At 61.9% G+C, this 23,023-nt stretch carries 22 protein-coding genes; 10 read left to right on the forward strand and 12 right to left on the reverse strand.

Features of this window, described 5'->3' with window-relative positions; translation table 11 throughout:
* The first annotated feature begins 33 nt into the window (after window positions 1-33).
* Window positions 34-1,221, forward strand: coding sequence for a 2-methylaconitate cis-trans isomerase PrpF (gene prpF, locus AAEQ75_RS18745; RefSeq protein WP_343350070.1), 1,188 nt, complete (start codon window positions 34-36; stop codon window positions 1,219-1,221).
* A gap of 66 nt (window positions 1,222-1,287) precedes the next feature.
* On the opposite strand, the gene ppsR is transcribed toward prpF, so the two are convergent.
* Window positions 1,288-2,106 (reverse strand): posphoenolpyruvate synthetase regulatory kinase/phosphorylase PpsR, encoded by an 819-nt coding sequence (gene ppsR, locus AAEQ75_RS18750; RefSeq protein WP_036999666.1) that lies wholly within the window; start codon window positions 2,104-2,106, stop codon window positions 1,288-1,290.
* 36 nt (window positions 2,107-2,142) lie between these two features.
* Window positions 2,143-2,340, reverse strand: a complete 198-nt coding sequence (locus AAEQ75_RS18755; protein WP_143507629.1) for a hypothetical protein — start codon at window positions 2,338-2,340, stop codon at window positions 2,143-2,145.
* On the opposite strand from AAEQ75_RS18755, the gene ppsA reads away from it, so the two are divergent.
* The 8 genes from ppsA to AAEQ75_RS18795 all read left to right on the forward strand — a co-directional run bounded on the left by ppsA (window position 2,287) and on the right by AAEQ75_RS18795 (window position 10,292).
* Complete coding sequence (gene ppsA, locus AAEQ75_RS18760; RefSeq protein WP_343350072.1) at window positions 2,287-4,659, forward strand: phosphoenolpyruvate synthase; 2,373 nt, start codon at window positions 2,287-2,289, stop codon at window positions 4,657-4,659. The two genes, AAEQ75_RS18755 and ppsA, sit on opposite strands and share 54 nt — an antisense overlap.
* 153 nt (window positions 4,660-4,812) lie before the next feature.
* Complete coding sequence (locus AAEQ75_RS18765) at window positions 4,813-5,802, forward strand: alpha/beta fold hydrolase (protein ID WP_343350074.1); 990 nt, start codon at window positions 4,813-4,815, stop codon at window positions 5,800-5,802.
* A 121-nt stretch (window positions 5,803-5,923) separates the two neighbouring features.
* Entirely contained in the window at window positions 5,924-6,412 is a 489-nt protein-coding gene (rraA, locus tag AAEQ75_RS18770) for a ribonuclease E activity regulator RraA (RefSeq protein ID WP_343350075.1), read from the forward strand.
* Between the two features lie 4 nt (window positions 6,413-6,416).
* A complete protein-coding gene (locus tag AAEQ75_RS18775) occupies window positions 6,417-7,403 on the forward strand; it encodes a zinc transporter ZntB (protein WP_343350076.1) in 987 nt (328 codons plus the stop codon).
* A gap of 49 nt (window positions 7,404-7,452) precedes the next feature.
* Window positions 7,453-7,704 carry a CrfX protein gene (locus tag AAEQ75_RS18780; RefSeq protein ID WP_172825358.1) on the forward strand — a complete coding sequence of 84 codons (252 nt, stop codon included), beginning with the start codon at window positions 7,453-7,455 and terminating at the stop codon, window positions 7,702-7,704.
* Between the two features lies 1 nt (window position 7,705).
* Window positions 7,706-8,530, forward strand: coding sequence for a mechanosensitive ion channel family protein (locus AAEQ75_RS18785; RefSeq protein ID WP_024308380.1), 825 nt, complete (start codon window positions 7,706-7,708; stop codon window positions 8,528-8,530).
* An 82-nt stretch (window positions 8,531-8,612) separates the two neighbouring features.
* Window positions 8,613-9,203, forward strand: a complete 591-nt coding sequence (gene sigX, locus AAEQ75_RS18790; protein ID WP_013715733.1) for an RNA polymerase sigma factor SigX — start codon at window positions 8,613-8,615, stop codon at window positions 9,201-9,203.
* 108 nt (window positions 9,204-9,311) lie between these two features.
* Window positions 9,312-10,292 (forward strand): OmpA family protein, encoded by a 981-nt coding sequence (locus AAEQ75_RS18795; RefSeq protein ID WP_099524260.1) that lies wholly within the window; start codon window positions 9,312-9,314, stop codon window positions 10,290-10,292.
* Window positions 10,293-10,406: 114 nt separating this feature from the next.
* Here AAEQ75_RS18795 and cobA read toward each other — a convergent pair whose 3' ends face one another.
* From cobA to AAEQ75_RS18845, 10 genes are all read right to left on the reverse strand, one after another.
* Complete coding sequence (cobA, locus tag AAEQ75_RS18800; RefSeq protein WP_343350078.1) at window positions 10,407-11,150, reverse strand: uroporphyrinogen-III C-methyltransferase; 744 nt, start codon at window positions 11,148-11,150, stop codon at window positions 10,407-10,409.
* Between the two features lie 81 nt (window positions 11,151-11,231).
* Complete coding sequence (locus tag AAEQ75_RS18805) at window positions 11,232-13,949, reverse strand: molybdopterin-dependent oxidoreductase (protein WP_343350080.1); 2,718 nt, start codon at window positions 13,947-13,949, stop codon at window positions 11,232-11,234.
* A 61-nt stretch (window positions 13,950-14,010) separates the two neighbouring features.
* Entirely contained in the window at window positions 14,011-14,337 is a 327-nt protein-coding gene (gene nirD, locus AAEQ75_RS18810) for a nitrite reductase small subunit NirD (protein ID WP_343350081.1), read from the reverse strand.
* Entirely contained in the window at window positions 14,334-16,790 is a 2,457-nt protein-coding gene (gene nirB / locus AAEQ75_RS18815; RefSeq protein WP_343350082.1) for a nitrite reductase large subunit NirB, read from the reverse strand. Before nirB ends, nirD begins: the two co-directional genes overlap by 4 nt.
* Before the next feature lie 591 nt (window positions 16,791-17,381).
* Entirely contained in the window at window positions 17,382-17,828 is a 447-nt protein-coding gene (locus AAEQ75_RS18820) for a thioesterase family protein (protein ID WP_343350084.1), read from the reverse strand.
* A 37-nt stretch (window positions 17,829-17,865) separates the two neighbouring features.
* Complete coding sequence (locus AAEQ75_RS18825; protein WP_343350085.1) at window positions 17,866-18,555, reverse strand: polysaccharide lyase family 7 protein; 690 nt, start codon at window positions 18,553-18,555, stop codon at window positions 17,866-17,868.
* 97 nt (window positions 18,556-18,652) lie between these two features.
* On the reverse strand, window positions 18,653-19,444 hold the full coding sequence (locus tag AAEQ75_RS18830; protein ID WP_099524244.1) for an ABC transporter ATP-binding protein: 792 nt from the start codon (window positions 19,442-19,444) through the stop codon (window positions 18,653-18,655).
* Between the two features lie 180 nt (window positions 19,445-19,624).
* Complete coding sequence (ntrB, locus tag AAEQ75_RS18835) at window positions 19,625-20,476, reverse strand: nitrate ABC transporter permease (RefSeq protein ID WP_256836906.1); 852 nt, start codon at window positions 20,474-20,476, stop codon at window positions 19,625-19,627.
* A 12-nt stretch (window positions 20,477-20,488) separates the two neighbouring features.
* On the reverse strand, window positions 20,489-21,772 hold the full coding sequence (locus AAEQ75_RS18840) for a CmpA/NrtA family ABC transporter substrate-binding protein (protein WP_343350086.1): 1,284 nt from the start codon (window positions 21,770-21,772) through the stop codon (window positions 20,489-20,491).
* A gap of 377 nt (window positions 21,773-22,149) precedes the next feature.
* Window positions 22,150-22,464, reverse strand: a complete 315-nt coding sequence (locus AAEQ75_RS18845; RefSeq protein WP_012018520.1) for a hypothetical protein — start codon at window positions 22,462-22,464, stop codon at window positions 22,150-22,152.
* A 147-nt stretch (window positions 22,465-22,611) separates the two neighbouring features.
* Between AAEQ75_RS18845 and AAEQ75_RS18850 the strand changes: the two genes are divergently transcribed.
* The gene (locus AAEQ75_RS18850; protein WP_099524235.1) at window positions 22,612-23,004 is read left to right on the forward strand and encodes a hypothetical protein; all 393 of its coding nucleotides are present in this window, start codon (window positions 22,612-22,614) and stop codon (window positions 23,002-23,004) included.
* The last annotated feature ends 19 nt before the right edge of the window (window positions 23,005-23,023 follow it).

The following is a 23,023-nucleotide window of genomic DNA, read 5'->3' on the forward strand; positions in this document are numbered from 1 at the left end:
AACCTGCATCATCATTCTTTCAGGACTGCACTCATGGCTCATCTGCCGCAAGTGAAAATCCCCGCCACCTACATGCGTGGTGGCACCAGCAAGGGCGTATTCTTCCGCCTGCAGGATCTGCCCGAGCGTTGCCAGGTACCTGGCGAGGCGCGCGACAAGCTGTTCATGCGTGTGATCGGCAGTCCCGATCCGTATGTCGCGCAGATCGACGGCATGGGCGGTGCCACCTCGAGTACCTCCAAGTGCGTGATCCTGTCGAAAAGCACTCAGCCCGGGCATGACGTCGATTACCTCTACGGCCAAGTCTCCATCGACAAGGCCTTCGTCGACTGGAGCGGCAACTGCGGCAACCTGTCCACGGCAGCTGGCGCCTTCGCTATTCATGCCGGCCTGATCGACCCTGCGCGGATTCCCGAGAACGGCACCTGCGTGGTGCGTATCTGGCAGGCTAATATCCACAAGACCATCATCGCCCACGTGCCGATCAGTAACGGCCAGGTGCAGGAAACCGGCGATTTCGAGCTGGACGGCGTGACCTTCCCGGCAGCGGAGATCGTGCTGGAGTTTCTCGAGCCGTCGGACGATGGCGAAGAGGGCGGCTCGATGTTTCCCACCGGCAACCTGGTCGATGACCTCGACGTGCCTGGCATCGGTACCTTCAAGGCGACCATGATCACCGCCGGCATCCCGACCATCTTCGTCAATGCCGAAGACATCGGCTACCAGGGCACCGAGCTGCGTGAGGCCATCAATGGCGACCCCGCGCAGCTGGCGCGTTTCGAGCAGATCCGTATTGCCGGTGCGCTGCGCATGGGGCTGATCAAAACGACCGAGGAGGCTGCGACACGTCAGCACACGCCGAAGATCGCCTTCGTCAGTCCGCCCAAGGATTACCGCACTTCCAGCGGCAAGGATGTAAAAGCTGGCGATGTCGATCTGCTGGTGCGCGCACTGTCGATGGGCAAGCTGCACCACGCCATGATGGGCACCTGCGCGGTGGCCATCGGCACGGCGGCGGCGATTCCGGGAACGCTGGTCAACATCGCCGCTGGCGGTGGCGAGCGTGAGGCGGTGCGTTTTGGCCATCCGTCCGGCACCTTGCGGGTTGGTGCACAGGCCCGTCTGGTCGATGGTCAGTGGACAGTGACCAAGGCAGTGATGAGCCGCAGTGCGCGCATCCTCATGGAAGGCTGGGTGCGTGTGCCGGGTGGCAGCTTCTAACGGCTTAAACTAGAAAAGGCTCGAAGTATCGAGCCTTTTCTCTTTTGAAACATGAGCTTATGTTGGTTATTTAAGGCGTCGCTCAACACCTTTTTCCACCAGGATCTTGGCCGAAATCTCCTCGACCGAGAAATGCGTGGAGTTGATGAAAGCGATGTTTTCACGGCGGAACAGACCTTCCACCTCACGCACTTCGAACTCGCACTGGGCGAAGCTGGCGTAACGGCTGTTGGGCTTGCGCTCGTGGCGGATGGCGGTGAGGCGATCCGGGTCGATGGTCAGGCCGAACAGCTTGTCGCGGTACTTCTTCAACGACTCTGGGAGCTGCAGGCGCTCCATGTCGTCTTCGGTCAGCGGGTAGTTGGCGGCGCGGATACCGTATTGCATGGCCATGTACAGGCAGGTTGGCGTCTTGCCGCAGCGTGACACGCCGACCAGGATCAGGTCGGCTTTGTCGTAGTAATGGGTGCGCGCACCATCGTCGTTGTCGAGGGCGAAGTTGACCGCCTCGATGCGCTCCATGTAGTTGGAGTGCTGGCCGATGGAGTGCGACTTGCCGACGGAGTAGGAGGAGTGCGAGCTCAGCTCCTGCTCCAGTGGCGAGAGGAAGGTCGAGAAAATGTCGATCATGAAACCATTGGCGGTATCGAGAATCGCACGAATATCGCGGTTGACGATGGTGTCGAAGATGATCGGACGGGCGCCGTCCCTTTCGGCGGCGGCATCGATTTGTTGTACCATGGCGCGCGCTTTATCGACGCTGTCGATGTAGGGGCGGGTCAGTTTGGTGAACTGAATGTTCTCGAACTGCGCGAGCAGGCTCTGGCCCAAGGTTTCGGCGGTGATGCCGGTGCCGTCGGAGATGAAGAAAGCGGTACGTTTCATTTGCGCCAAAGGCCTTAAGCTGAGTTCGATTCTTGGCTATGATAGGCCGCATTTTACGCCGGGCCCACCGGGTTCGGCATTGTTACTTATACAAGGGCAAGGCCACAATCGCGCGACTTCGGTCGTTCGACATTGCGCAGCCCAATGAGCTTTTCCAATACAGTTAGTGGAGAGATCACCTTGGTAGAGTACGTAGTTTCCCTCGATAAGCTCGGCAATCACGATGTTGAGCATGTGGGGGGCAAGAACGCATCCCTCGGCGAGATGATCAGTAACCTGGCCGGCGCCGGTGTCTCGGTTCCCGGCGGTTTCGCCACTACGGCTCAGGCTTATCGCGACTTTCTCGAGCAAAGCGGCCTGAATGCGCAGATCCACGCAGCGCTCGACGCACTCGATGTCGATGACGTCAACGCCCTGGCCAAGACCGGTGCGCAGATTCGCCAATGGGTGATGGACGCCGAGTTCCCGGCTGAGCTGGACAAGCAGATTCGCGAAGCCTTCGCCACCATGAGCGCAGGTAACGACAACATGGCTGTGGCCGTGCGCTCCTCCGCTACCGCCGAAGACCTGCCGGATGCCTCTTTCGCCGGCCAGCAGGAAACCTTCCTCAACATCCGCGGCGTGGACAACGTGATCCGCGCTACCAAGGAAGTCTTCGCCTCGCTGTTCAATGACCGCGCCATCGCCTATCGCGTGCACCAGGGCTTCGACCACAAGCTGGTCGCCCTGTCCGCTGGTGTGCAGCGCATGGTGCGTTCGGAAACCGGCACCGCCGGTGTGATGTTCACCCTGGACACCGAGTCCGGCTTCCGTGATGTGGTGTTCATCACCGGCGCCTATGGTCTCGGCGAGACCGTGGTGCAGGGCGCGGTGAACCCCGACGAGTTCTACGTGCACAAGCCGACCCTGGAGGCTGGCCGTCCGGCAATCCTGCGTCGCAATCTGGGCAGCAAGGCGATCAAGATGGTCTACGGCGACGAAGCCAAGGCCGGTCGTTCGGTCAAGACAGTCGAGGTCGACCGTGCCGATCGCGCGCGTTTCTGCATCACCGATGCCGAGGTCAGCGAGCTGGCCAAGCAGGCGCTGATCATCGAGAAACACTACGGCCGCCCGATGGACATTGAGTGGGCGAAGGATGGTGACGACGGCAAGCTGTACATCGTGCAGGCCCGCCCGGAAACCGTGAAGAGCCGCTCCAGCGCTACCGTGATGGAGCGCTACCTGCTGAAAGAGAAGGGCACCGTTCTGGTGGAAGGTCGCGCCATCGGTCAGCGCATCGGCGCCGGCAAGGTGCGGGTGATCCACGATGTGTCCGAAATGGACAAGGTGCAGCCGGGCGACGTGCTGGTCTCCGACATGACCGACCCGGATTGGGAACCGGTGATGAAGCGTGCCAGCGCTATCGTCACCAACCGTGGCGGCCGTACCTGCCACGCGGCGATCATCGCCCGTGAGCTGGGTATTCCGGCAGTGGTTGGTTGCGGCAATGCTACCAGCGTGCTGAAGGATGGCCAGGGTGTCACCGTCTCCTGCGCCGAGGGCGATACCGGCTTCATCTTCGAGGGTGAGCTGGGCTTCGACATCCGCAAGAACTCGGTCGATGCCATGCCGGATCTGCCGTTCAAGATCATGATGAACGTCGGTAACCCGGATCGCGCCTTCGACTTCGCCCAGCTGCCGAACGAAGGTGTGGGCCTGGCCCGTCTGGAATTCATCATCAACCGCATGATCGGCGTGCACCCCAAGGCACTGCTGAACTTCGCCAGCCTGCCGCCGGAAATCAAGGACAGCGTCGAGAAACGCATCGCCGGCTATGGCGACCCGGTCGACTTCTACGTCGAGAAGCTGGTCGAGGGCATCAGCACCCTGGCCGCTGCCTTCTGGCCGAAGAAAGTCATTGTGCGCCTGTCGGACTTCAAGTCCAACGAATACGCCAACCTGATCGGCGGCAAGCTGTACGAGCCGGAAGAAGAAAACCCGATGCTGGGTTTCCGCGGTGCTTCGCGCTACATCAGCGAATCCTTCCGCGACTGCTTCGAGCTGGAATGCCGTGCGCTGAAGAAGGTGCGGGGCGAGATGGGCCTGACCAACGTCGAGATCATGGTGCCCTTCGTGCGTACCCTGGGCGAGGCGTCGCAAGTGGTCGAGCTGCTGGCCAGCAATGGCCTGGCGCGCGGTCAGGATGGCCTGAAGGTCATCATGATGTGCGAGCTGCCGTCCAACGCGCTGCTGGCCGAGGAGTTCCTGGAGTTCTTCGACGGCTTCTCCATCGGTTCCAACGACCTGACCCAGCTGACCCTGGGCCTGGATCGTGACTCCGGCATCGTCGCCCATCTGTTCGATGAGCGTAACCCGGCCGTGAAGAAGCTGCTCGCCAATGCCATCGCCGCCTGCAACAAGGCCGGCAAATACATCGGCATCTGCGGCCAGGGCCCGTCGGACCACCCGGATCTGGCCAAGTGGCTGATGGAGCAGGGCATCGAGAGCGTGTCGCTGAACCCGGATTCGGTGCTCGATACCTGGTTCTTCCTGGCCGAAGCGCAGCCCGCCTGATACCCGTCGCTGAACCGGAAAAGGGCGGGTCGAACCCGCCCTTTTTGCTGATCAGTCCCCCTAGCCGTCGCCAGCGATTCGCACGTCGCTCCGGCGGTTTTTTATGGGTTTCGTTCGTCTTTATGGCGCAGCGCCATTGCGGTTGTCCGATTCATGCAAAGCAGTAGTGAGCTTTTCCCCGTTGCCCTGATCAGTGCCGAACTGCGCGGTGATCTCAGCGAAGACGTCTATCTTCTCAAACCCAACAACAGTCCGGACTCCAGCGTCGAACTGGCCTTGACTCGATTGGGTCTGGCCGGTGCCGAAGATGCGCGCGGTGTGCCTGTGGTGTTGCTGCATGGCAGTTTTTCCAACCGAAGGTTCTGGTATTCGCCCAAGGGTATCGGCCTGGGCGCCTACCTGGCGCGCGCCGGCTTCGATATCTGGATAGCGGAGATGCGTGGCCATGGTCTGTCGCCGCGCAACCAAGGCTATCGCGACAACAATGTCGCGCAGTACGTGCGCTACGACCTGCCAGCCATCGCGGATTTCATCTTCGAGCAGACAGGGCAGGCTGCGCACTGGGTCGGTCACTCCCTGGGTGGGGTAATTCTGGCAGCTGCCCTGGGGGGCGGTTATCTCGAGCAGTCGCGTGCTCGTTCGGCCGCGCTGTTCGGCAGTCAGATCAGCCGCACCTACTGGCCCTTGAAGATTCCGCCAGTGGAGTGGGGCGCTCGTTTACTGCTGCTGGCCTTACCCTATCTTTCAGGGCGCCGCCTGAAGCGCGGGCCAGAAGACGAGCCGATCGGTCTGGCGCTGGAAACCCTGAGCTGGCTCAAGCTGTTCGGGCGTTTCGGCGACGGCGAGCAGGACTGGTGGGCAGGTCTCGCGCGGATGCGCGTACCGCTTCTGGGCGTGGCGGCTGTAGCCGATCCTCAGGACCCTGCCTGGGCCTGTCACAAGCTGGTGGAACAATGCAGCGCTGCGCCGAGGCAATTTCTGCTGCTGGGCAAGGACAAAGGCTTCAGCAGCGACTTCGGGCATATCGAGATGCTGGTGAGCAAGGAGGCGCAGCGCGAAGTCTGGCCGCTGGTCGAGCAGTGGCTGCAGCATCTGCAACTGCCAGGGGAATCTGCCGAGCAGGTCTTTGTCGCAGGTGTCTGAGCTGTCGTAACGTTTCTTCGGCGGGTGCTTACCGGTAATATGTGACGCCTCGTGCGTCGATGGTCATTTCCGGGGCTGTCGCTTGCTTGCCGTTCATCCATTTGTCGAAAGGAGTTCCGTCATGCATTACATCACCCCTGATCTGTGCGATGCCTACCCTGATCTGGTTCAGGTCGTCGAGCCGATATTCGCCAACTACGGCGGTCGCGACTCCTTCGGAGGGCAGATCGTCACCATCAAGTGCCATGAGGACAACTCGCTGGTGAAGGAGCAGGTCGATCTGCCCGGTCAGGGCAAGGTGCTGGTGGTCGATGGTGGTGGCTCCCTGCGTCGTGCACTGCTGGGCGACATGCTGGCCGAAAAGGCCGCCAAAAATGGCTGGGAAGGCATCGTCGTATACGGCTGCATCCGTGACGTCGACGTGATCGCGCAGACCGATCTGGGTGTCCAGGCGCTGGCCAGCCATCCGATGAAGACCGACAAGCGTGGCATCGGTGATCTGAATGTGCCGGTCACCTTTGGCGGCGTCACTTTCAAGCCGGGCGAGTACCTGTATGCCGACAACAACGGTGTCATCGTCTCCCCGCAAGCTCTGAAAATGCCGGAATAAGCTGATGCAGGATCAGGAATCGGCGCTGTTGCATGCCTTCGTCCTCGATGGTCGCGGCGGTGCGCGTAGCATCAGCCGCGATCAGCTGGACAGCTTGCAGCTGGGCGAGCATGAAAGCCTTTGGCTGCACTGGGATCGCAGCCAGGAGCAGGCACGACGCTGGCTATTCGAAAGCAGTGGGCTGGATGAGTTTGCCTGCGGCCTGCTGCTGGAAGAAAACACTCGGCCGCGTCTGTTGCCTTTGCCAAACAACGAGCTGCTGATCTTCCTGCGTGGGGTCAATCGCAATCCCGGCGCCGAGCCGGAGGACATGGTCTCGGTGCGCATTTTCGCCGATGCCCGGCGGGTGATTTCCCTGCGTCTGCGACCGCTGCTCGCGACCGACGCACTGATCGCCGATCTGCTGGCCGGCAAGGGCCCGAAAACCTCCTCCGAACTGCTTCTGGAGTTGGCTCGGCACCTGACCAGTCGCGTCGATGACCTGATCCTGGAGCTGAGTGAGCAGCTCGACGAAGAGGAAGATCGCCTCGATGACAACGAGCGCTATCTGCCCAATCACAGCCTGATGCTGCAGGTTCGTCGGCGCGCGGCCGGCCTGCGGCGCTTTCTTGCGCCGCAGCGCGACCTTTATGCCCAGCTGGCGCGCAACCGAGAGCCCTGGTTCGTCGATGATGACGATGACTACTGGAACGAGCTGAACAACCGCCTGACGCGCTATCTGGAGGAGCTCGAGCTGATCCGCGAGCGTGTCGGCCTGGTGCTTGAAGCCGAGGGGCGTCGTCTTGGCGAACGGATGAATCGCATCATGTATCGCTTCACGGTGATCACCGGCATGTTCCTGCCGTTGACCTTCCTCACCGGCCTGCTGGGCATCAACGTTGGCGGAATTCCGGGCGCCGAAAACCCCATTGGCTTCTTCATCGCCTGCGGCCTCATGGGGCTTCTGGCGCTGGTGCAACTGCTGCTTTTTCGCCGTTGGCGTTGGTTGTGATGTGTGACTCATCCGCTGGCTACTGCGTCTAGCCGTGACATCCCGTGAGGTGCGCATGCACGATCCATTCGAAGAGTCTCTACGCGATTTGCTCAAGTCCTCGCCGTCCAGTCATGACGACGATGCTTGCCTGCACCGGGTTCTCAAGACCGCCAACCGCCAGGTCGGTGCTGGTGATCTGTTCAGCCTGATGGGCCACTGGGCGCAGGCCCTGATGATCGCCCTGAACAACGGTTCGGCGCATGTCGCGCCGGTATCGCGCCGTACCCAATCCTCTGCTTCTGCTGATAAGGCCGACTGAAATGGAACTCGATCCCTGGACCCAAAGCCTGATCTCCGCGATGACCGCACTGTGGACCAAGGTTGCCGGATTCATTCCCAACCTGTTCGTCGCGCTGGTGCTGGTGCTGCTCGGCTTCGTCGTCGCCAAGTTGCTCGACACGCTGCTGTCCAAGCTGCTCGGCAAGGTTGGCCTGGACCGCCTGATGATGGGCACCGGGCTGACCAAGCTGCTGGCTCGCGTGGGTATTCACGCGTCGGTTTCGACGCTGATCGGCAAGATCGTCTACTGGTTCGTTCTGCTGATCTTCCTGGTCTCGGCCGCTGAATCGCTCGGCCTGCAGCGCGTGTCTGCAACCCTCGACGTGCTGGCGCTGTATCTGCCCAAGGTCTTCGGCGCAGCGCTGGTGCTGCTGGCTGGCGTGCTGCTCGCGCAACTGGTCAGCAGCCTGGTACGCGGCGCCGCTGAAGGTGTGGGGCTCGAATACGCCAACGGTCTGGGGCGCGTGGCGCAGGGGCTGGTGATCATCATCAGCATCTCGGTTGCCATCGGCCAACTGGAGGTCAAAACCGACCTGCTCAACAACGTCATCGCCATCGTGCTGATCTCCGTCGGTCTGGCGGTCGCCCTGGCCCTGGGGCTGGGCAGCCGCGATATCGCCAGCCAGATCCTGGCAGGCATCTATGTGCGCGAGTTGTACCAGGTCGGGCAACAAGTGCAGGTTGGTGAGGTCGAAGGCCAGATCGAAGAGATCGGTACAGTGAAAACCACCCTGTTGACCGATGCCGGCGAGCTGGTATCGGTAGCCAATCGAGTGATGCTCGAGCAACGCGTGAACAGTCGCTGACGCCAATCTGTTATTTTATGCAGCTGCCCGACAGGCGTGACCTGCCGGGCACTTTTCGTCCTGACCGTCGGCCCGACTCGTTTTGAACAAAGCTCAAGCCCTGCCCACGCGCTACGACCCCCGCGAGCTCACCGATGAAGAGCTGGTGGCGCGCGCCCACGACGAGCTGTTTCACATCACTCGTGCTTATGAAGAGTTGATGAGACGCTACCAGCGAACATTATTTAACGTTTGTGCGCGTTATCTGGGGAACGAAAGGGATGCTGACGATGTCTGTCAGGAGGTGATGCTCAAGGTTCTTTATGGCCTCAAGAACTTTGAGGGTAAGTCCAAGTTCAAGACCTGGCTCTATAGCATCACCTACAACGAATGCATTACTCAGTATCGAAAAGAGCGGCGCAAGCGTCGATTGATTGACGCCTTGAGTTTGGATCCGCTCGAAGAAGCTTCCGACGAGAAGACACCTAAAGTCGAGGAGCGAGGCGGTCTTGATCGCTGGTTGGTTCACGTCAACCCGATCGACCGCGAAATTCTGGTGCTACGTTTTGTCGCAGAGCTCGAGTTTCAAGAGATTGCCGACATCATGCACATGGGCTTGAGCGCAACGAAGATGCGTTACAAGCGCGCATTGGATCGGTTGCGGGATAAATTTTCGGAAACTTCCGAAACTTAGTTCAGCTTCCCGACCACTAAGGGAGTGGCGAAACCTGATAAAATCGCCGCCAAGTTGCCGACTGAAATTAACGGTGACTTATTAACCACCAAGATGGGGATTTAACGGATGAAAGTAAAAAACACCTTGGGCGTAGTCATTGGCTCTCTCGTTGCCGCAACCTCCTTCGGCGCGCTGGCGCAAGGCCAAGGCGCCGTCGAGGTGGAGGGCTTCGTCAATCGCTACTTCACCGACGTTCAGCGTGATTACGCGCACAACGAAGGCAACCTGTTCGGTGGCAGCATCGGCTACTACCTGACTGACGACGTCGAACTGGCGCTGTCCTACGGCGAATACCACGACCTGCGTGGCGAAGGTTCGCAAGGCAGCAAAAACATCAAGGGCAACCTGACCGACCTGAAGGCTATCTACCACTTCGGTCAGCCGGGTGTTGGTCTGCGTCCGTACGTCTCTGCCGGTTTCGGCCATCAGAGCATCGGTGATGCCAACAGCGGTGGTCGCAACCACTCCACCCTGGCTATCGCTGGCGCTGGTGCCAAGTACTACTTCACCGAAATGTTCTACGCCCGTGCTGGCGTTGACGCTCTGTACAACATCGACCAGGGCGACACCGAGTGGCAAGCTGGCGTGGGTGTTGGTCTGAACTTCGGTGGTGGCAGCAAGCCTGCTCCGGCTCCGGTCGTAGCTGCTGCACCTGAGCCGATGCCAGAGCCTGCTCCTGAGCCGGTAATGGAAGCTGTTCGCGTTGAGCTGGACGTCAAGTTCGACTTCGACAAAGACCGCGTCAAAGAAGAAAGCTATGGCGACATCAAGAACCTGGCTGACTTCATGAACCAGTACCCGCAGACCACCACCACTGTTGAAGGTCACACCGACTCCGTTGGTAGCGACGCTTACAACCAGAAACTGTCCGAGCGTCGTGCAAACGCCGTTCGTGAAGTACTGGTTAACCAGTACGGTGTTGACGGTAGCCGCGTGAGCACTGCCGGTTATGGTGAAACCCGTCCGGTTGCTGACAACGCCACCGACGCTGGTCGCGCTATCAACCGTCGCGTTGAAGCTGAAGTAGAAGCCCAAGTTAAGCAGTAATGCTTCTGGTGCTTTAAGAAAAACCCGGCCTCGGCCGGGTTTTTTCTTTTCTGGAATAAAAAGCCCGCCGAGGGGGCGACGGGCAAACAACGGCCTCGCTGGTGCGTGAAGCATTCACGCATGCAGGAGCAGGGGCATGCTGAACTGGGTGCTGGCGCGGGCGACTTCGCCGATCACCAGAATGGCCGGGCTTTTCAGAGCGAAGGCCATCGCGTCGTCCTGCATCGTTGCGAGGTGGCTGCGGCATTCGCGTTGCTCGGGCAGCGAGGCGTTCTCGATCATCGCTACCGGCATCTCATTGCTCATGCCGCCAGCGAGCAGGCCGTCACGAATGTCCGCCAACTTGGCCACGCCCATATAGACCACCAATGTCGTGCCGCTTTTGGCCAGGGCTGTCCAGTTCAATGAACTGTCATCCTGAGTATGGGCAGTGACCAAGGTGACGCCGCGAGCCACACCGCGCAAGGTTAAAGGAATACCGCAGTTGGTGGCGCCAGCCAGCCCAGCGGTAATGCCGTTGACCATTTCCACGTCGATTCCATGTTCGCCGAGCCAGTCGGCTTCCTCGCTGCCGCGACCAAAGATGCACGGATCGCCGCCTTTCAGGCGCACCACGCATTTGCCCTGGCGTGCGTAGCGCAGCATCAAACGATGGATGAAGGCCTGCGGGGTGGAGCGACAGCCGCCGCGCTTGCCTACCGAGACGATACGCGCGCTGGGGCAATGTTCGAGCACGGCCGGGTTGACCAGATCGTCGATCATCACGATCTCGGCCTGCTTCAGCGCCTTGACCGCCTTGAGCGTCAGCAACTCGGGATCACCAGGGCCAGCGCCTACCAGCCAGACTTTTGCATTCATCTTTACCACCTCTCGTTGGGTGTCGCGGGGCCGCCTAGGTCGTGCGCACCGAATTTTTTGCAGCGGTGCGCGCACCGCACCCTACGCGTGTCTCGCCACTGACTGCTGGGCCAGCAGGCGTTTGATTTCGGGTACACAGGAGCCACAACTGGTGCCGCATTTGAGCGTCTGCTTTAACCCATCCAGGTCCAGGCCGCGTTCGATGCCGACACGCACCGTGCCTTCGCTGACGTTCAGGCAGTTGCACAGGATCTTGCCGCCCAGCGTGGTGCTGGAATTGCCTGGCGGCGCGGAGACTGGCGCAAGCAGCCAGCGACGCAGGTCGGCATTGGCCTGACCTTCCAGCCACAGGCTTCTGAGCCATTCGCTGGCGGCGGTTTCACCGGCCAGACGAATGCTGACGATACGGCCATCCTCGATACGCACACGTTTGCCTACCGCACGGCGCGGGTCGTCGTAGGCCAGCACCGGTCCTTCATTCAGGCGCAGCAGCCGGTCGATCTGCGCTAACAGCTCGGGCGGCGGCGACACTGCGCTGGCGGCGCGGATCAGCAGAGCGGGGCGCTCGCGACCGGTGGGGGTGAGGCTGGCGTAGGCGAACGCTTCGAACAGCGGACGCAGCGCCTCGAAGCGGCTCTGTACGTCACCCTCGACCAGGGCGAACAGCTGCCAGGGCAGTTCCACCTTGTCCACCTCGACACCGGCATGCTTGAGCTCCGGCTGTTTGGACAGTGGATCGAAGGCCGGCTGGGTCAAGACATTGGTGCCCAGGCCTTTGAGGAAGCGGTCGCCCCAGTGCATCGGCAGCCAGGCCTGACCGGGACGCACCGACTCGTCGGCCTGCACCGGCAGGATCAGGCTGCCACGGCGGCTGCGCAGTTGGATCAGGTCGCCGTCCTGCAGGCGCCGACGCCGCAGTTCATCCGGGTGCAGGCCGAGCACGGCAGATTCGACATGGCCGAACAGGCGTGCGGCGGTGCTGGTACGGCTCATACCGTGCCACTGATCGCGCAGGCGGCCGGTGTTGAGGGTGAGCGAATAGCGCGCCTCGCGCTTTTCCTTCGGCGCGCGGTACGGGTCGGCATGGAACTGAGCGCGCCCGCTGACGGTGGGAAAATTCCCGTCGGAATAGAGGCGTTGGGTGCCCTGGTACGCGCCGACCGGGAACGGCCACTGCTGAGGACCTTGATCATCCAACAGCGCGTAGCTCAGCCCCGAGAGGTCGAGGTCGCGCTTGGCGGTCAGGTGTTTGTATTCCTCGAACAGCGCCTCGCTGCTGGAGAAGTCGAACAGGCTTGGCAGGCTGGGGCGGAGCAAAATTTCCAGGCGACGAGCAAAGTCGCAGGTGATCGACCAATCGGGCCGCGCCTCTGCGGGCGCTGGCACGGCGCGGCGCACATGGCTGACGCGGCGCTCGGAGTTGGTCACCGTGCCTTCCTTCTCGCCCCAGCTGGCGGCCGGCAGCAGCAGGTCGGCGTAGCGGCAGGTCTCGGTGGTGAAGAAGGCTTCCTGCACCACGACGAAGGGGCAGGCGGCCAGGGCCTCGTGCACTTTGCTCTGGTTCGGCAGCGACTGCGCCGGGTTGGTGCAGGCGATCCACAGCGCCTTGATGCGGCCGTCGTGCACCGCATCGAACAACTCGATGGCGGACAGGCCGGGCGTCTCCGGCAGTGCATCGACGCCCCAGTAGGCGGCGACTTCGGCACGGTGTTCGGCGTTGCCGGCCTCGCGGTGGCCCGGCAGCAGGTTGCTCAGGCTGCCGGTCTCGCGGCCGCCCATGGCATTGGGCTGGCCGGTCAGCGAGAAGGGGCCGGCGCCGGGCTTGCCGATCTGCCCGGTGGCCAGGTGCAGGTTGATCAGTGCGCTGTTCTTGGCGCTGCCGGCGCTGGACTGGTTCAGCCCCATGCACCACAGCGAGAGGAAGGAGGGCGCTCGGCCGATCAGCTCGGCGCAGCGCTGCAGATCGTCCAGACTGATGCCGCAAAGGTCGGCGGTGACTGCCGGGCTGTAGTCGCGCACCAGCTTCTTCAGTGCTTCGAAGCCTTCTGTGTGGGCGTCGATATAGGCGCGGTTGATCCAGCCCTCCCACAGCAGGATATGCAGGATGCCGTGAAACAGCGCCACATCGGTGCCGGGCAGAATCGCCAGATGCAGGTCGGCCAGCTCGCAAGTGTCGGTGCGCCGCGGGTCAATGACGATCACCTTCATCTCTGGGCGGCGCGCCTTGGCTTCTTCCAGACGGCGGAACAGCACCGGGTGGGCGTAGGCCATGTTGGAGCCGGCGATCAGCAGGCAGTCGCTCTGCTCGATGTCTTCATAGCTGCAGGGCGGGGCGTCGGCGCCGAGGCTGCGCTTGTAGCCGACCACCGCCGAGCTCATGCACAGGCGCGAATTGCTGTCGATATTGTTGGTTCCCACCAATGCTCTGGCCAGCTTGTTGAAGGCGTAGTAGTCCTCGGTCAGCAGCTGGCCGGAGATATAGAAGGCGACGCTGTCCGGGCCGTGCTCGCGGATGGTCTCGGCGAACACCGCCGCGGCATGGTCCAGGGCGCTGTTCCAGTCCGTGCGGGTACGGGCCAGGCCCTTGCCCAGACGCAGTTCGGGATGGAGGGCGCGGGCATCGAGGTCGCCGGTCAGGTGCAGGGTCGAACCCTTGCTGCACAGTTTGCCGAAGTTGGCCGGGTGGCTGGGATCGCCGGCGACGCCGAGGATCTGCTCGCCGTCGTGCTCGATCAGCACGCCGCAGCCCACGCCGCAGTAGCAGCAGGTGGAGGCGGTGACTTGAGTGGGGCTGGCCATGTTCGGAGCTCCTAGGGGGCAATACGTCTGGCGGCAGGCCGTGAGCCTACCGCCGGACGGCTCAGGCGCACTTCGCGGCGGTGTTTAGGGCCAACAGCACGCGGCCATTCTCGACCCGGGCGTGGTGCCGATGAGCGCAGCCCACGTCCGGCGCCACGGCATCGCCGGACTCCAGCTCGATCTGCCAGTTGTGCAGCGGGCAGGCCACGCGCTTGCCGTAGATCAAGCCTTGGGATAGCGGGCCGCCCTTGTGCGGGCAGCGGTCGTCGAGAGCGAAGACCTCGTCGCCTGCGGTACGGAAGATGGCGATGTCACCCTTGGGGCCGCTGACGATGCGCGAGCCGAGCAGGTTGATCTCGTCCAGGGCGCAGATATCCAGCCAGTTCATACGGTGGCCTCCTCGATTTGCACCACCTTGATGGTGTCGAACTCTTTCTTCAGTTGCGGCGTCTCGATGCGCTCCTTCCACGGGTCCTGCTCGAACGACAGGGCATAGTGCAGGCGAGCGGCCAGGGCCTTGCGATTGGCTTCGTCTTCCAGCACCGCCTTCTTGATGTGCTCCATGCCGACACGCTGCATGTAGTGCACGGTGCGCTCTAGGTAGAAGGCTTCTTCGCGGTAGAGCTGGAGGAAGGCGGCGTTGTATTCGCGCACTTCCTCGGCGGTCTTCACCTTGACGAAGAACTCGGCGACCTCGGTCTTGATCCCGCCGTTGCCGCCGATGTACAGCTCGAAGCCCGAGTCCACACCGATGATGCCGACATCCTTGATGCCGGCTTCGGCGCAGTTGCGCGGGCAGCCGGAAACCGCCAGCTTGACCTTGTGCGGCGACCACATATTGAACAGGTCGTGTTCCAGGTCGATACCGAGCTGGGTCGAGTTCTGCGTACCGAAGCGGCAGAACTCGCTGCCCACGCAGGTCTTCACGGTACGGATGGATTTGCCGTAGGCGTGACCGGAGGGCATATCCAGCTCTTTCCACACTGCCGGCAGGTCTTCCTTCTTGATACCCAGCAGATCGATGCGCTGGCCGCCGGTGACCTTGACCATGGGCACCTTGTACTTGTCGGCCACATCGGCGATGCGGCGCAGCTCAGACGGATTGGTCACGCCGCCCCACATGCGCGGCACCACGGAGTAGGTGCCGTCTTTCTGGATATTGGCGTGGGCACGCTCGTTGATCAGGCGCGACTGCGGGTCGTCCTTGGCCTCGCCCGGCCAGGTGGAAATCAGGTAGTAGTTGAGCGCCGGGCGGCAGGTGGCGCAGCCGTTGGGCGTACTCCAGTTGAGAAACGTCATGGTCTGCGCCATGGAGGTCAGGTGTTGCTCGCGAATCGCCTTGCGGATCTGCCCGTGGTTCAGGTCGGAGCAGCCGCAGATGGCCTTCTCGCTCTTGGGCTTGACGTCAGCGGCGCCGCCGACGGTGCTGATCAGTATCTGCTCCACCAGGCCGGCGCAGGAGCCGCAGGAGCTGGCTGCCTTGGTGTGCTTCTTCACCTCGTCGACCGAGAACAGCCCGTTCGCCTGGATCGCCTTGACGATGGTGCCCTTGCACACGCCGTTGCAGCCGCAGATTTCCATGCTGTCAGGCATGTTGGCGGTCTTGTCGGCGCCCTGATGGCCGACGTCGCCGATGGCACCTTCGCCAAACATCAGGTGGTCGCGAATCTCGCTGACGTTGTGGTTCTCGCGGATCTGGCGGAAGTACCAGCCACCGTCGGCGGTGTCGCCGTACAGGCAGGCGCCGACCAGCACGTCATCCTTGATCACCAGCTTCTTGTATACGCCGCCGATGGGGTCAGAGAGGGTGATGGTCTCGGTGCCTTCTCCTCCCATGAATTCGCCAGCGGAGAACAGATCAATGCCGGTGACCTTGAGCTTGGTCGAGGTCACCGAACCCTGGTAGCGCGAGTAGCCGAGCTGGGCCAGGTGGTTGGCGCAGACCTTGGCCTGCTCGAACAGCGGCGCCACCAGGCCGTAAGCGATGCCGCGGTGGCTGGCACATTCGCCGATGGCGTAGATGCGCGGGTCATAGGTCTGCAGGGTGTCGTTGACCAGGATACCGCGGTTGCAGGCGATGCCGGCGCTCTCGGCCAGCTCGCTGTTGGGGCGGATGCCGGCAGCCATCACCACCAGGTCGGCTGGGATCACCTCACCATCCTTGAACTTCACTGCACAGACGCGGCCTTCGCCGTTGTCCAGCAGCTCGGCGGTGTGCTTGGGCAGGAGAAACTTCAGACCACGGTCTTCCAGGGACTTTTGCAGCAGCTCGCCGGCGGTGCGATCAAGCTGACGCTCCAGCAGCCAGTCGCCGATATGCACCACGGTGACGTCCATGCCGCGCAGCTTGAGGCCGTTGGCAGCTTCCAGGCCGAGCAGGCCGCCGCCGATGACCACCGCGTGCTTGTGAGTCTTGGCGGTGTCCATCATGGTCTGGGTGTCAGCGATGTCGCGGTAGCCGATCACACCGTCCAGGTCCTTACCCGGAATCGGCAGGATGAAAGGGTTGGAACCGGTGGCGATTAGCAGACGGTCATATTCGGCCTCGCTGCCGTCGTCGGCGATCACCCGGCGCGCCTTGCGGTCAATCTTGACCACCTTGCGCCCGAGCAGCAGCTTGATGCCGTTATCCGCGTACCAGTTGAGATCGTTGAGCACGATCTCCTCGAAGGTCTGCTCGCCGGCCAGCACCGGTGAGAGCAGGATGCGGTTGTAGTTGGGGTGCGGCTCGGCGCCGAACACGGTGATGTCGTAAAGATCGGGAGCGAGCTTGAGCAGCTCTTCGAGGGTGCGCACACCCGCCATGCCGTTGCCGATCATCACCAGCTTGAGTTTTTGCATGCCGGCCATCTCCTGAGTCATGGATCACGGAAAAAGGTGGCTGCCAAAAATGGCAGGCCAGAAAAACAAAAAAGGCGTCCCGCTAGTCACCTAGCGAGGACGCCTTTGTCCTATCCCGTTCTATCGGGAAGCGCGCTGCTCGTCGTTGAGCCGCGCGCTTTAATCAAGTTGTACGGCTAGCAATGCAGCGCTTGTGCCAATTTGCCAAAACCGCAGATTCAGCGGGTTTCAGGGCGCGACATCACCGTACAGCGCTGCTGCGGGTGCACCTTTTCAAGGCCATGAGCGCCGATTTGGTGCGGCGCTGGCCAATCAGCGGCTGAGTTCGACCTTGCCTGCCGTATGCTCGGCCTGCATCGGCGCCTGCGTTGTGCTGGGCAAGTGGGTCGTGGTGGCGTGAGTGGGAAGGGGAAGAGTGAGGAGTGGCCAGGCGGAGAGGCTGGCGATCAGAGCAGCGCGTTGAGCGCGTTGGCGCATAGCTGGCATTGCGGTTCCTCCCAAGGTAGCTCTGCACCGGGGCTGCGCAGGGCTTTTATCGTTATGCACTAAGGCGTAGCAGATGGATTAGCAACTGTCACGCCAACAGGTCGGTTATCCGACCACACGATTGACCTTGGGGAATTTGGCGCTGAAAGTCTTTGGCATCGGCACCACCTTCGACTGCAGATAATCGAAGAACACGAAGCCGGACTTGGCCATCGCCACGAGAGTGCCATCAGCCGGACGGGTGATGCGGAAGGTGATGTCGCCACCGTACTTGTTGAAATCCATCACGCCGACTTCGAACAGCAATTGGTCGCGTGCATGAGCTTCTGCGCGGTAGGTGGTGGCCAGGTCGGTGACGATGATGCCGGTGCCTTTGCCGTCGGTTTCGCGAATGCCGAACTCGAAGAGGAAGCGCGCACGCGCCTCGGAAATCATCGAGATCATCGAGTCATTGCCCAAGTGGTTGGCGCCGTTGATGTCGGTGACGCGCACGGTCAGGTGGGTGCTGTAGCAGTACTGGTCTTCGGGGAAATCGAGGGTCAGGCGTGCCATGGTCGAGCCTTGGTCGAGGAGAGCGGCGATTGTAACCTCAGCGATGCAGGCTGTTGAGGTGGTAGAACGTGACCCGACCACCTTCGCTATCCGGGCCGTAATTGTCCTGGATGTAGGCGCCGGCCTTGAAGTACAGGTACTGCTTGCTCCAACTGCTGCTCAACTGGCGGTAGAGCGAGCCGTCGTCGCCATCTGCGCTGGCCACGCTGATGCCGATGCGTCCGCTGGGTGTGACGCGCAGGTCGTAGCCGAAGCGCTCGCCAAGCTGGATGTTCTCGGCCAGCAGAATGTTCTGCACCTCGCTGTCGCCTGGGAGGGCGCGCAGCAGTGCTTCCACCCGGCCAACACCTCGCCGATAGTGATATTGCAGCTTGAGCAAAGGGTCGTTCTGGCTGCCTGGCGCGTCAGTGCTGTGGATCTGACCGATCACCACCTTGTTGCGGCTGGGCACCTGGTCGACCTGCAGCACGGCACTTAGATAGCTGTCCGAACTGGCATGCAGCCAGTTATCGAGTGTGCCGTCGTGCTGGGTTTCGCGCAGTTCGCTACGTGGATAGCGCGCATCGGGCGTGGTCGAACCGGTAACAGGCACCCAGAAGGTCACGCTGCCGTCGGCATTGCGCCGAAAGTAACGGCTTTCATAGCCGTTATTCAGGCGTTCGGTGGTGATGGTGGTCGGTGCCGGTTCGGTGGGAATCGACAGATTCCAGGTGGTGAGATCGAGCACGGGATTCTCTGCTTGTCGGTTGAGGGCCCTTGTTCGTCCCTGCGATAGTGCAGAGGTTCAACCGCCCCGGTCCCTGTGCCAGAGCGGTTCATTGCGCTCAGGCGGCCGGGCGTTGCTGGCGCTGGTAGAGGAATTCCAGTACAGCGGTGCGGTAGGCGTGGTACTGCGGGTCATTGGCCAGCGCCAGGCGGTCGCGCGGGCGCGGCAGGTCGACGGCGAGAATTTCGCCAACGGTAGCGGCCGGGCCGTTGGTCATCATCACGATACGATCGGACAGCAACACGGCCTCGTCAACGTCATGCGTAACCATCACCACGGTGCTTTGGGTCTGCCCGACGATGCGCAGCAGTTCATCCTGCAGATGTGCGCGGGTCAGGGCATCGAGGGCACCGAACGGCTCGTCCATCAGCAGCACCTTGGGTTCCATGGCCAGGGCGCGCGCAATGCCTACGCGCTGCTTCATGCCACCGGATATCTCGTTGGGGTGCTTGTGCATGGCATGGTTGAGGCCGACCATGTTCAGCGCCTGCTCGGTGCGGGCCTTGAGCTGCGCCTTGTTTTCACGTGCACCGAAGACCTTTTCCACGGCCAGGTGGACGTTGCCGAAGCAGGTCATCCAGGGCAGCAGGCTATGGTTCTGGAACACCACGGCGCGCTCCGGGCCGGGACCGTCGATCTCGCGGCCATTGCAGATCAGCCCGCCTTCGTTGGCGTCGAGCAGGCCTGCGATCAGGTTGAGTACGGTGGATTTGCCGCAGCCGGAGTGGCCGATCAGCGCCACGAACTCGCCGCGAGCGATGCTCAGGTTGACGTCTGCCAGTGCCTGGAAGCGGCCTTTCTTGGTGTCGAAGTGCTTGCTGACAGAAGTCAGCTCCACGAATTTGTCCATCGGAGTTCTCCCGTTCTGGCGCGGTGCCCCGGATTTAATCAGAGGCACTTTCATTTAAAACAGAGGCTTGGCGTCTATTGTTGAACTGACTTGTAGGTTGCGTAGCCCGGATGCAATCCGTGGAAACGGAGATCGCGTTCCGGCTTGCATCCGGGCTACGAGTTGGTCGAACCTGCCTCTTCAGCTTGCGTAGTCAAAGCGTTTGGCGATCAACAGCAGTATCTGCTCCAGTGCCAGGCCCACCAGGCCGACGATGATGATGGCGATGAGAATGTGCTCGACGTTGAGGTTGTTCCACTCGTCCCACACCCAGAAGCCCAGGCCGATACCGCCGGTGAGCATCTCCGCGGCGACGATCACCAGCCAGGCCACGCCGATGGCCAGACGGATGCCGGTCATCAGGTGCGGCAGCACGGCGGGGAAGAGGATGCGCGTCAGTACCTTGAATTCCGACAGCTTGAGCACCCGGGCCACGTTCAGGTAATCCTGCGGCACGCTGGCCACGCCGGCTGCGGTGTTGAGGATGATTGGCCAGATCGAACTGATGAAGATCACCCAGATCGACGCCGGGCCAGCCGCCTCGAACACCAGCAGGCCGATCGGCAGCCAGGCCAGCGGCGAAACAGGGCGCAGCAAGCTGATGATCGGCGCGAGCATGCCGGCGAGAAAGGTGAAACGGCCGATGGCAAAACCCAGGGGAATGCCCACCAGGGCCGCCAGGCCGAAGCCGACCCCGACGCGGCCAAGCGAGTTGAGGATGTTCCAGCCGATGCCCATGTCATTGGGGCCGTTGTCGTAGAAAGGATCAGCGAACAGCACCAGGGCGGCTTGCCAGGTGCTCAAGGGGCCTGGCAAGCCTTCACTGTACTGCGCCAGCAGCGACCAGAAGCCGATGAAGGCGATGATGCCCAGCAGCGGGGCGATGCCAGCCTTGAACAGGTTGCCCAGTGTGGCGGCGCTTGGTAGCAAGGCCTGCGCAGAGAAGCGCGGTTTGGCGATCGGCGGCAACGGGGTTTTCAGGGGCGCATTCATGCTCACCTCCGGTCAGGCTTTGATGGCGAAGGAGTCGGCGTAGGCGGCCGGATTGCTGCCGTCCCAGACCACGCCGTCGATCAACGTGCTGCTGCGCAGCGGGCTGCTCGGTACGGGCAGATTCAGCGCGCCAGCGGCCTCGGCGTAGAGCGCGGTCTGGTTGACCTGGGCGGCCACGGCCGCGTAATCCGGCGCATCCTTGAGCAGGCCCCAGCGCTTGAACTGGGTGAGGAACCACATGCCATCGGAGTGATAGGGGAAGTTGACGCTGCCATCCTTGCAGAAGGCCATGGCGTGTTCGTCCTTCCAGCTGTTGCCGAGGCCGTCCTCGTACTGGGCGAGAAAGCGCGGCTCGATCACCTGCACCGGCGCGTTGACGTACGCCTTGCCGGAAATCAGCTTGGCGGTACTCTTGCGGTTCTCCTCGCTGGCCTCGATGAAGCGGCTGGCATCGAGAATCGCCATGATCAGTGCGCGGGCGGCATTGGGATGCTGCTCGATAAAGGCGCGGGTGGTGCCGAGCACCTTCTCCGGGTGGTCCGGCCAGATCTGCTGCGTGGTGGTGGCGGTGAAGCCGATCTTGTCGAAGATCGCCCGCGCGCCCCAGGGCTCGCCGACGCAGAAACCGTCCATGTTGCCGACGCGCATGTTGGCGACCATCTGCGGTGGCGGCACGACAATGGTCTTCACGTCGCTCATCGGGTTGATGCCGACGCTGGCCAGCCAGTAGTACAGCCACATGGCGTGGGTGCCGGTGGGGAAGGTCTGAGCGAAGGTCAGCGGGTTACCGCCTTTCTTCACGTGTTCGGCCAATTGCGCGCCATTGGTCACGCCGGCTTCGCGCAGTTGCTTGGACAGGGTGATGGCCTGGCCATTCTGGTTCAGCCCCATCAGCACCGCCATGTCCCGCTGCGGCCCGGCCAGGCCGAGCTGGGCGCCGTACATCATGCCGTAGAGCACGTGGGCGGCATCCAGTTCGCCGGTGTTGAGCTTGTCGCGCACGCCGGCCCAGGAGGCCTCCTTGCTCGGATTGATGGTCAGGCCGTATTTCTCGCCAAAACCCTGAGTGGCGGCGACCACCACTGAAGCGCAATCGGTCAGGGGAATGAAGCCTACGTTAAGCGCGGCTTTCTCCGGCGCATCGGAGCCGGCTGCCCAGGCTGCGCTGCGCAGCGAAGCCGGCGCCGACAGGCCGAGCGCGGCGATTCCGCTCACGGCGCCGGCCAGGGCGATGGATTGCTTGAGGAAGTTACGGCGGCTGGTGGCCAGGGGCTTGTTCGAATCACGATCAGTCATGGATCTAATCCTTGTCAGGCGCATAAACAAAAAACGGCGTACGCCAGGCCACCTCGATGAGAGGAAGGTGACCTGACGGACGCCGTTGTCCGTGATCCTCGGCCCGCCACCGTTGGCGTGCTACACAGGATGATTGACAGGGACATAGCAAAGGGCTTGCCAGCTTTCGTGTACGACGGCCGAGCAGGGGTATCCGGCGCCTGACAGGCGCAATAAAGATGCTGGCCTATGAATTACTGGCTATTAAAAATCAATAAGTTACATATTGCTTATGAAGTCGTTTAGCTGATTGAAAAGTGAGCCCGCGCTCGGCTCGCTCTGCATGTTTCTGAGCCATTGCCGTGCATGAGCGGGCACCGCTGAGCCTTTTTGGGTCGTCAGGAGGCTGGTTGAACGCGCGCCTCCTCGACGAAGTCGCGCAGCCAACGCAACACTTCGACGGCTTCCCAGCGAGCCGGATCGAACAGCGCGTAGGCCAACCCCTGGTAACCGACCACATCCAGTTGCCGATGGTAGCCAGCGCGCTGCAGCAGCGCCTCGATCTCGGCGAAGCAGGTGTTGAAGTGCTGACGATTGAAGGGGGTGCGGCTCTCGGTGACGATGCCCTCGAGCTGCAGTTCCTCGACCATCTCGCGTACCCGCTCCAGCGGCATTCGGTTCACTCGGTGTTTCAGCTGCAGTACGTCCAGCATGATGGCGCTCCTGTGCAATCGATCATTTACCTGTGATGCCAAGCCTAATTCAAAAGCACTGTACAAATAAACAGTATTGGTGAATAGTAAGGCCACTGCAGACCTATCCGCCCACAAAACGGGCGCCTTGCGAGAGGAGAATTGGCAATGCAACAGATGTTGATGACGATTGTGCTATCGGTCTTCCTGTACGGCTGCGCTCAGCCCCAGGTCGAGCGACCCCAAGCCAACGGTGCCTATCTGGTGATCGAGGGCGAACAGGCCTGGGCCGTACTGGTCTCCGATGGCCAGCGTGTCGAGGAGGTGGGCACGGTGCTCGACGTGATTCGACTGCCCAGCCATCACTCCAACATAGCCGCCAGTTACGTGATCGAAACGCCCAACTGCGGCAAGCTGCAGTGGCTGACCGAACGCCATGGCGCTGCAGAAGGTGAAACCACGCTGTTGCCGGCCGCCTTCAACGAGCAACTGAGCAAGCCCGGTTGCGTGCTCGCACAAGGCCTGAGCCGAGCCTGGACGGCCCTGGACTACTCCGGTTAATCCGTAGGGTGCGCCGTGC

The sequence above is a fragment of the Pseudomonas sediminis genome, assembly GCF_039555755.1.
GTDB lineage: Bacteria > Pseudomonadota > Gammaproteobacteria > Pseudomonadales > Pseudomonadaceae > Aquipseudomonas > Aquipseudomonas mendocina_D.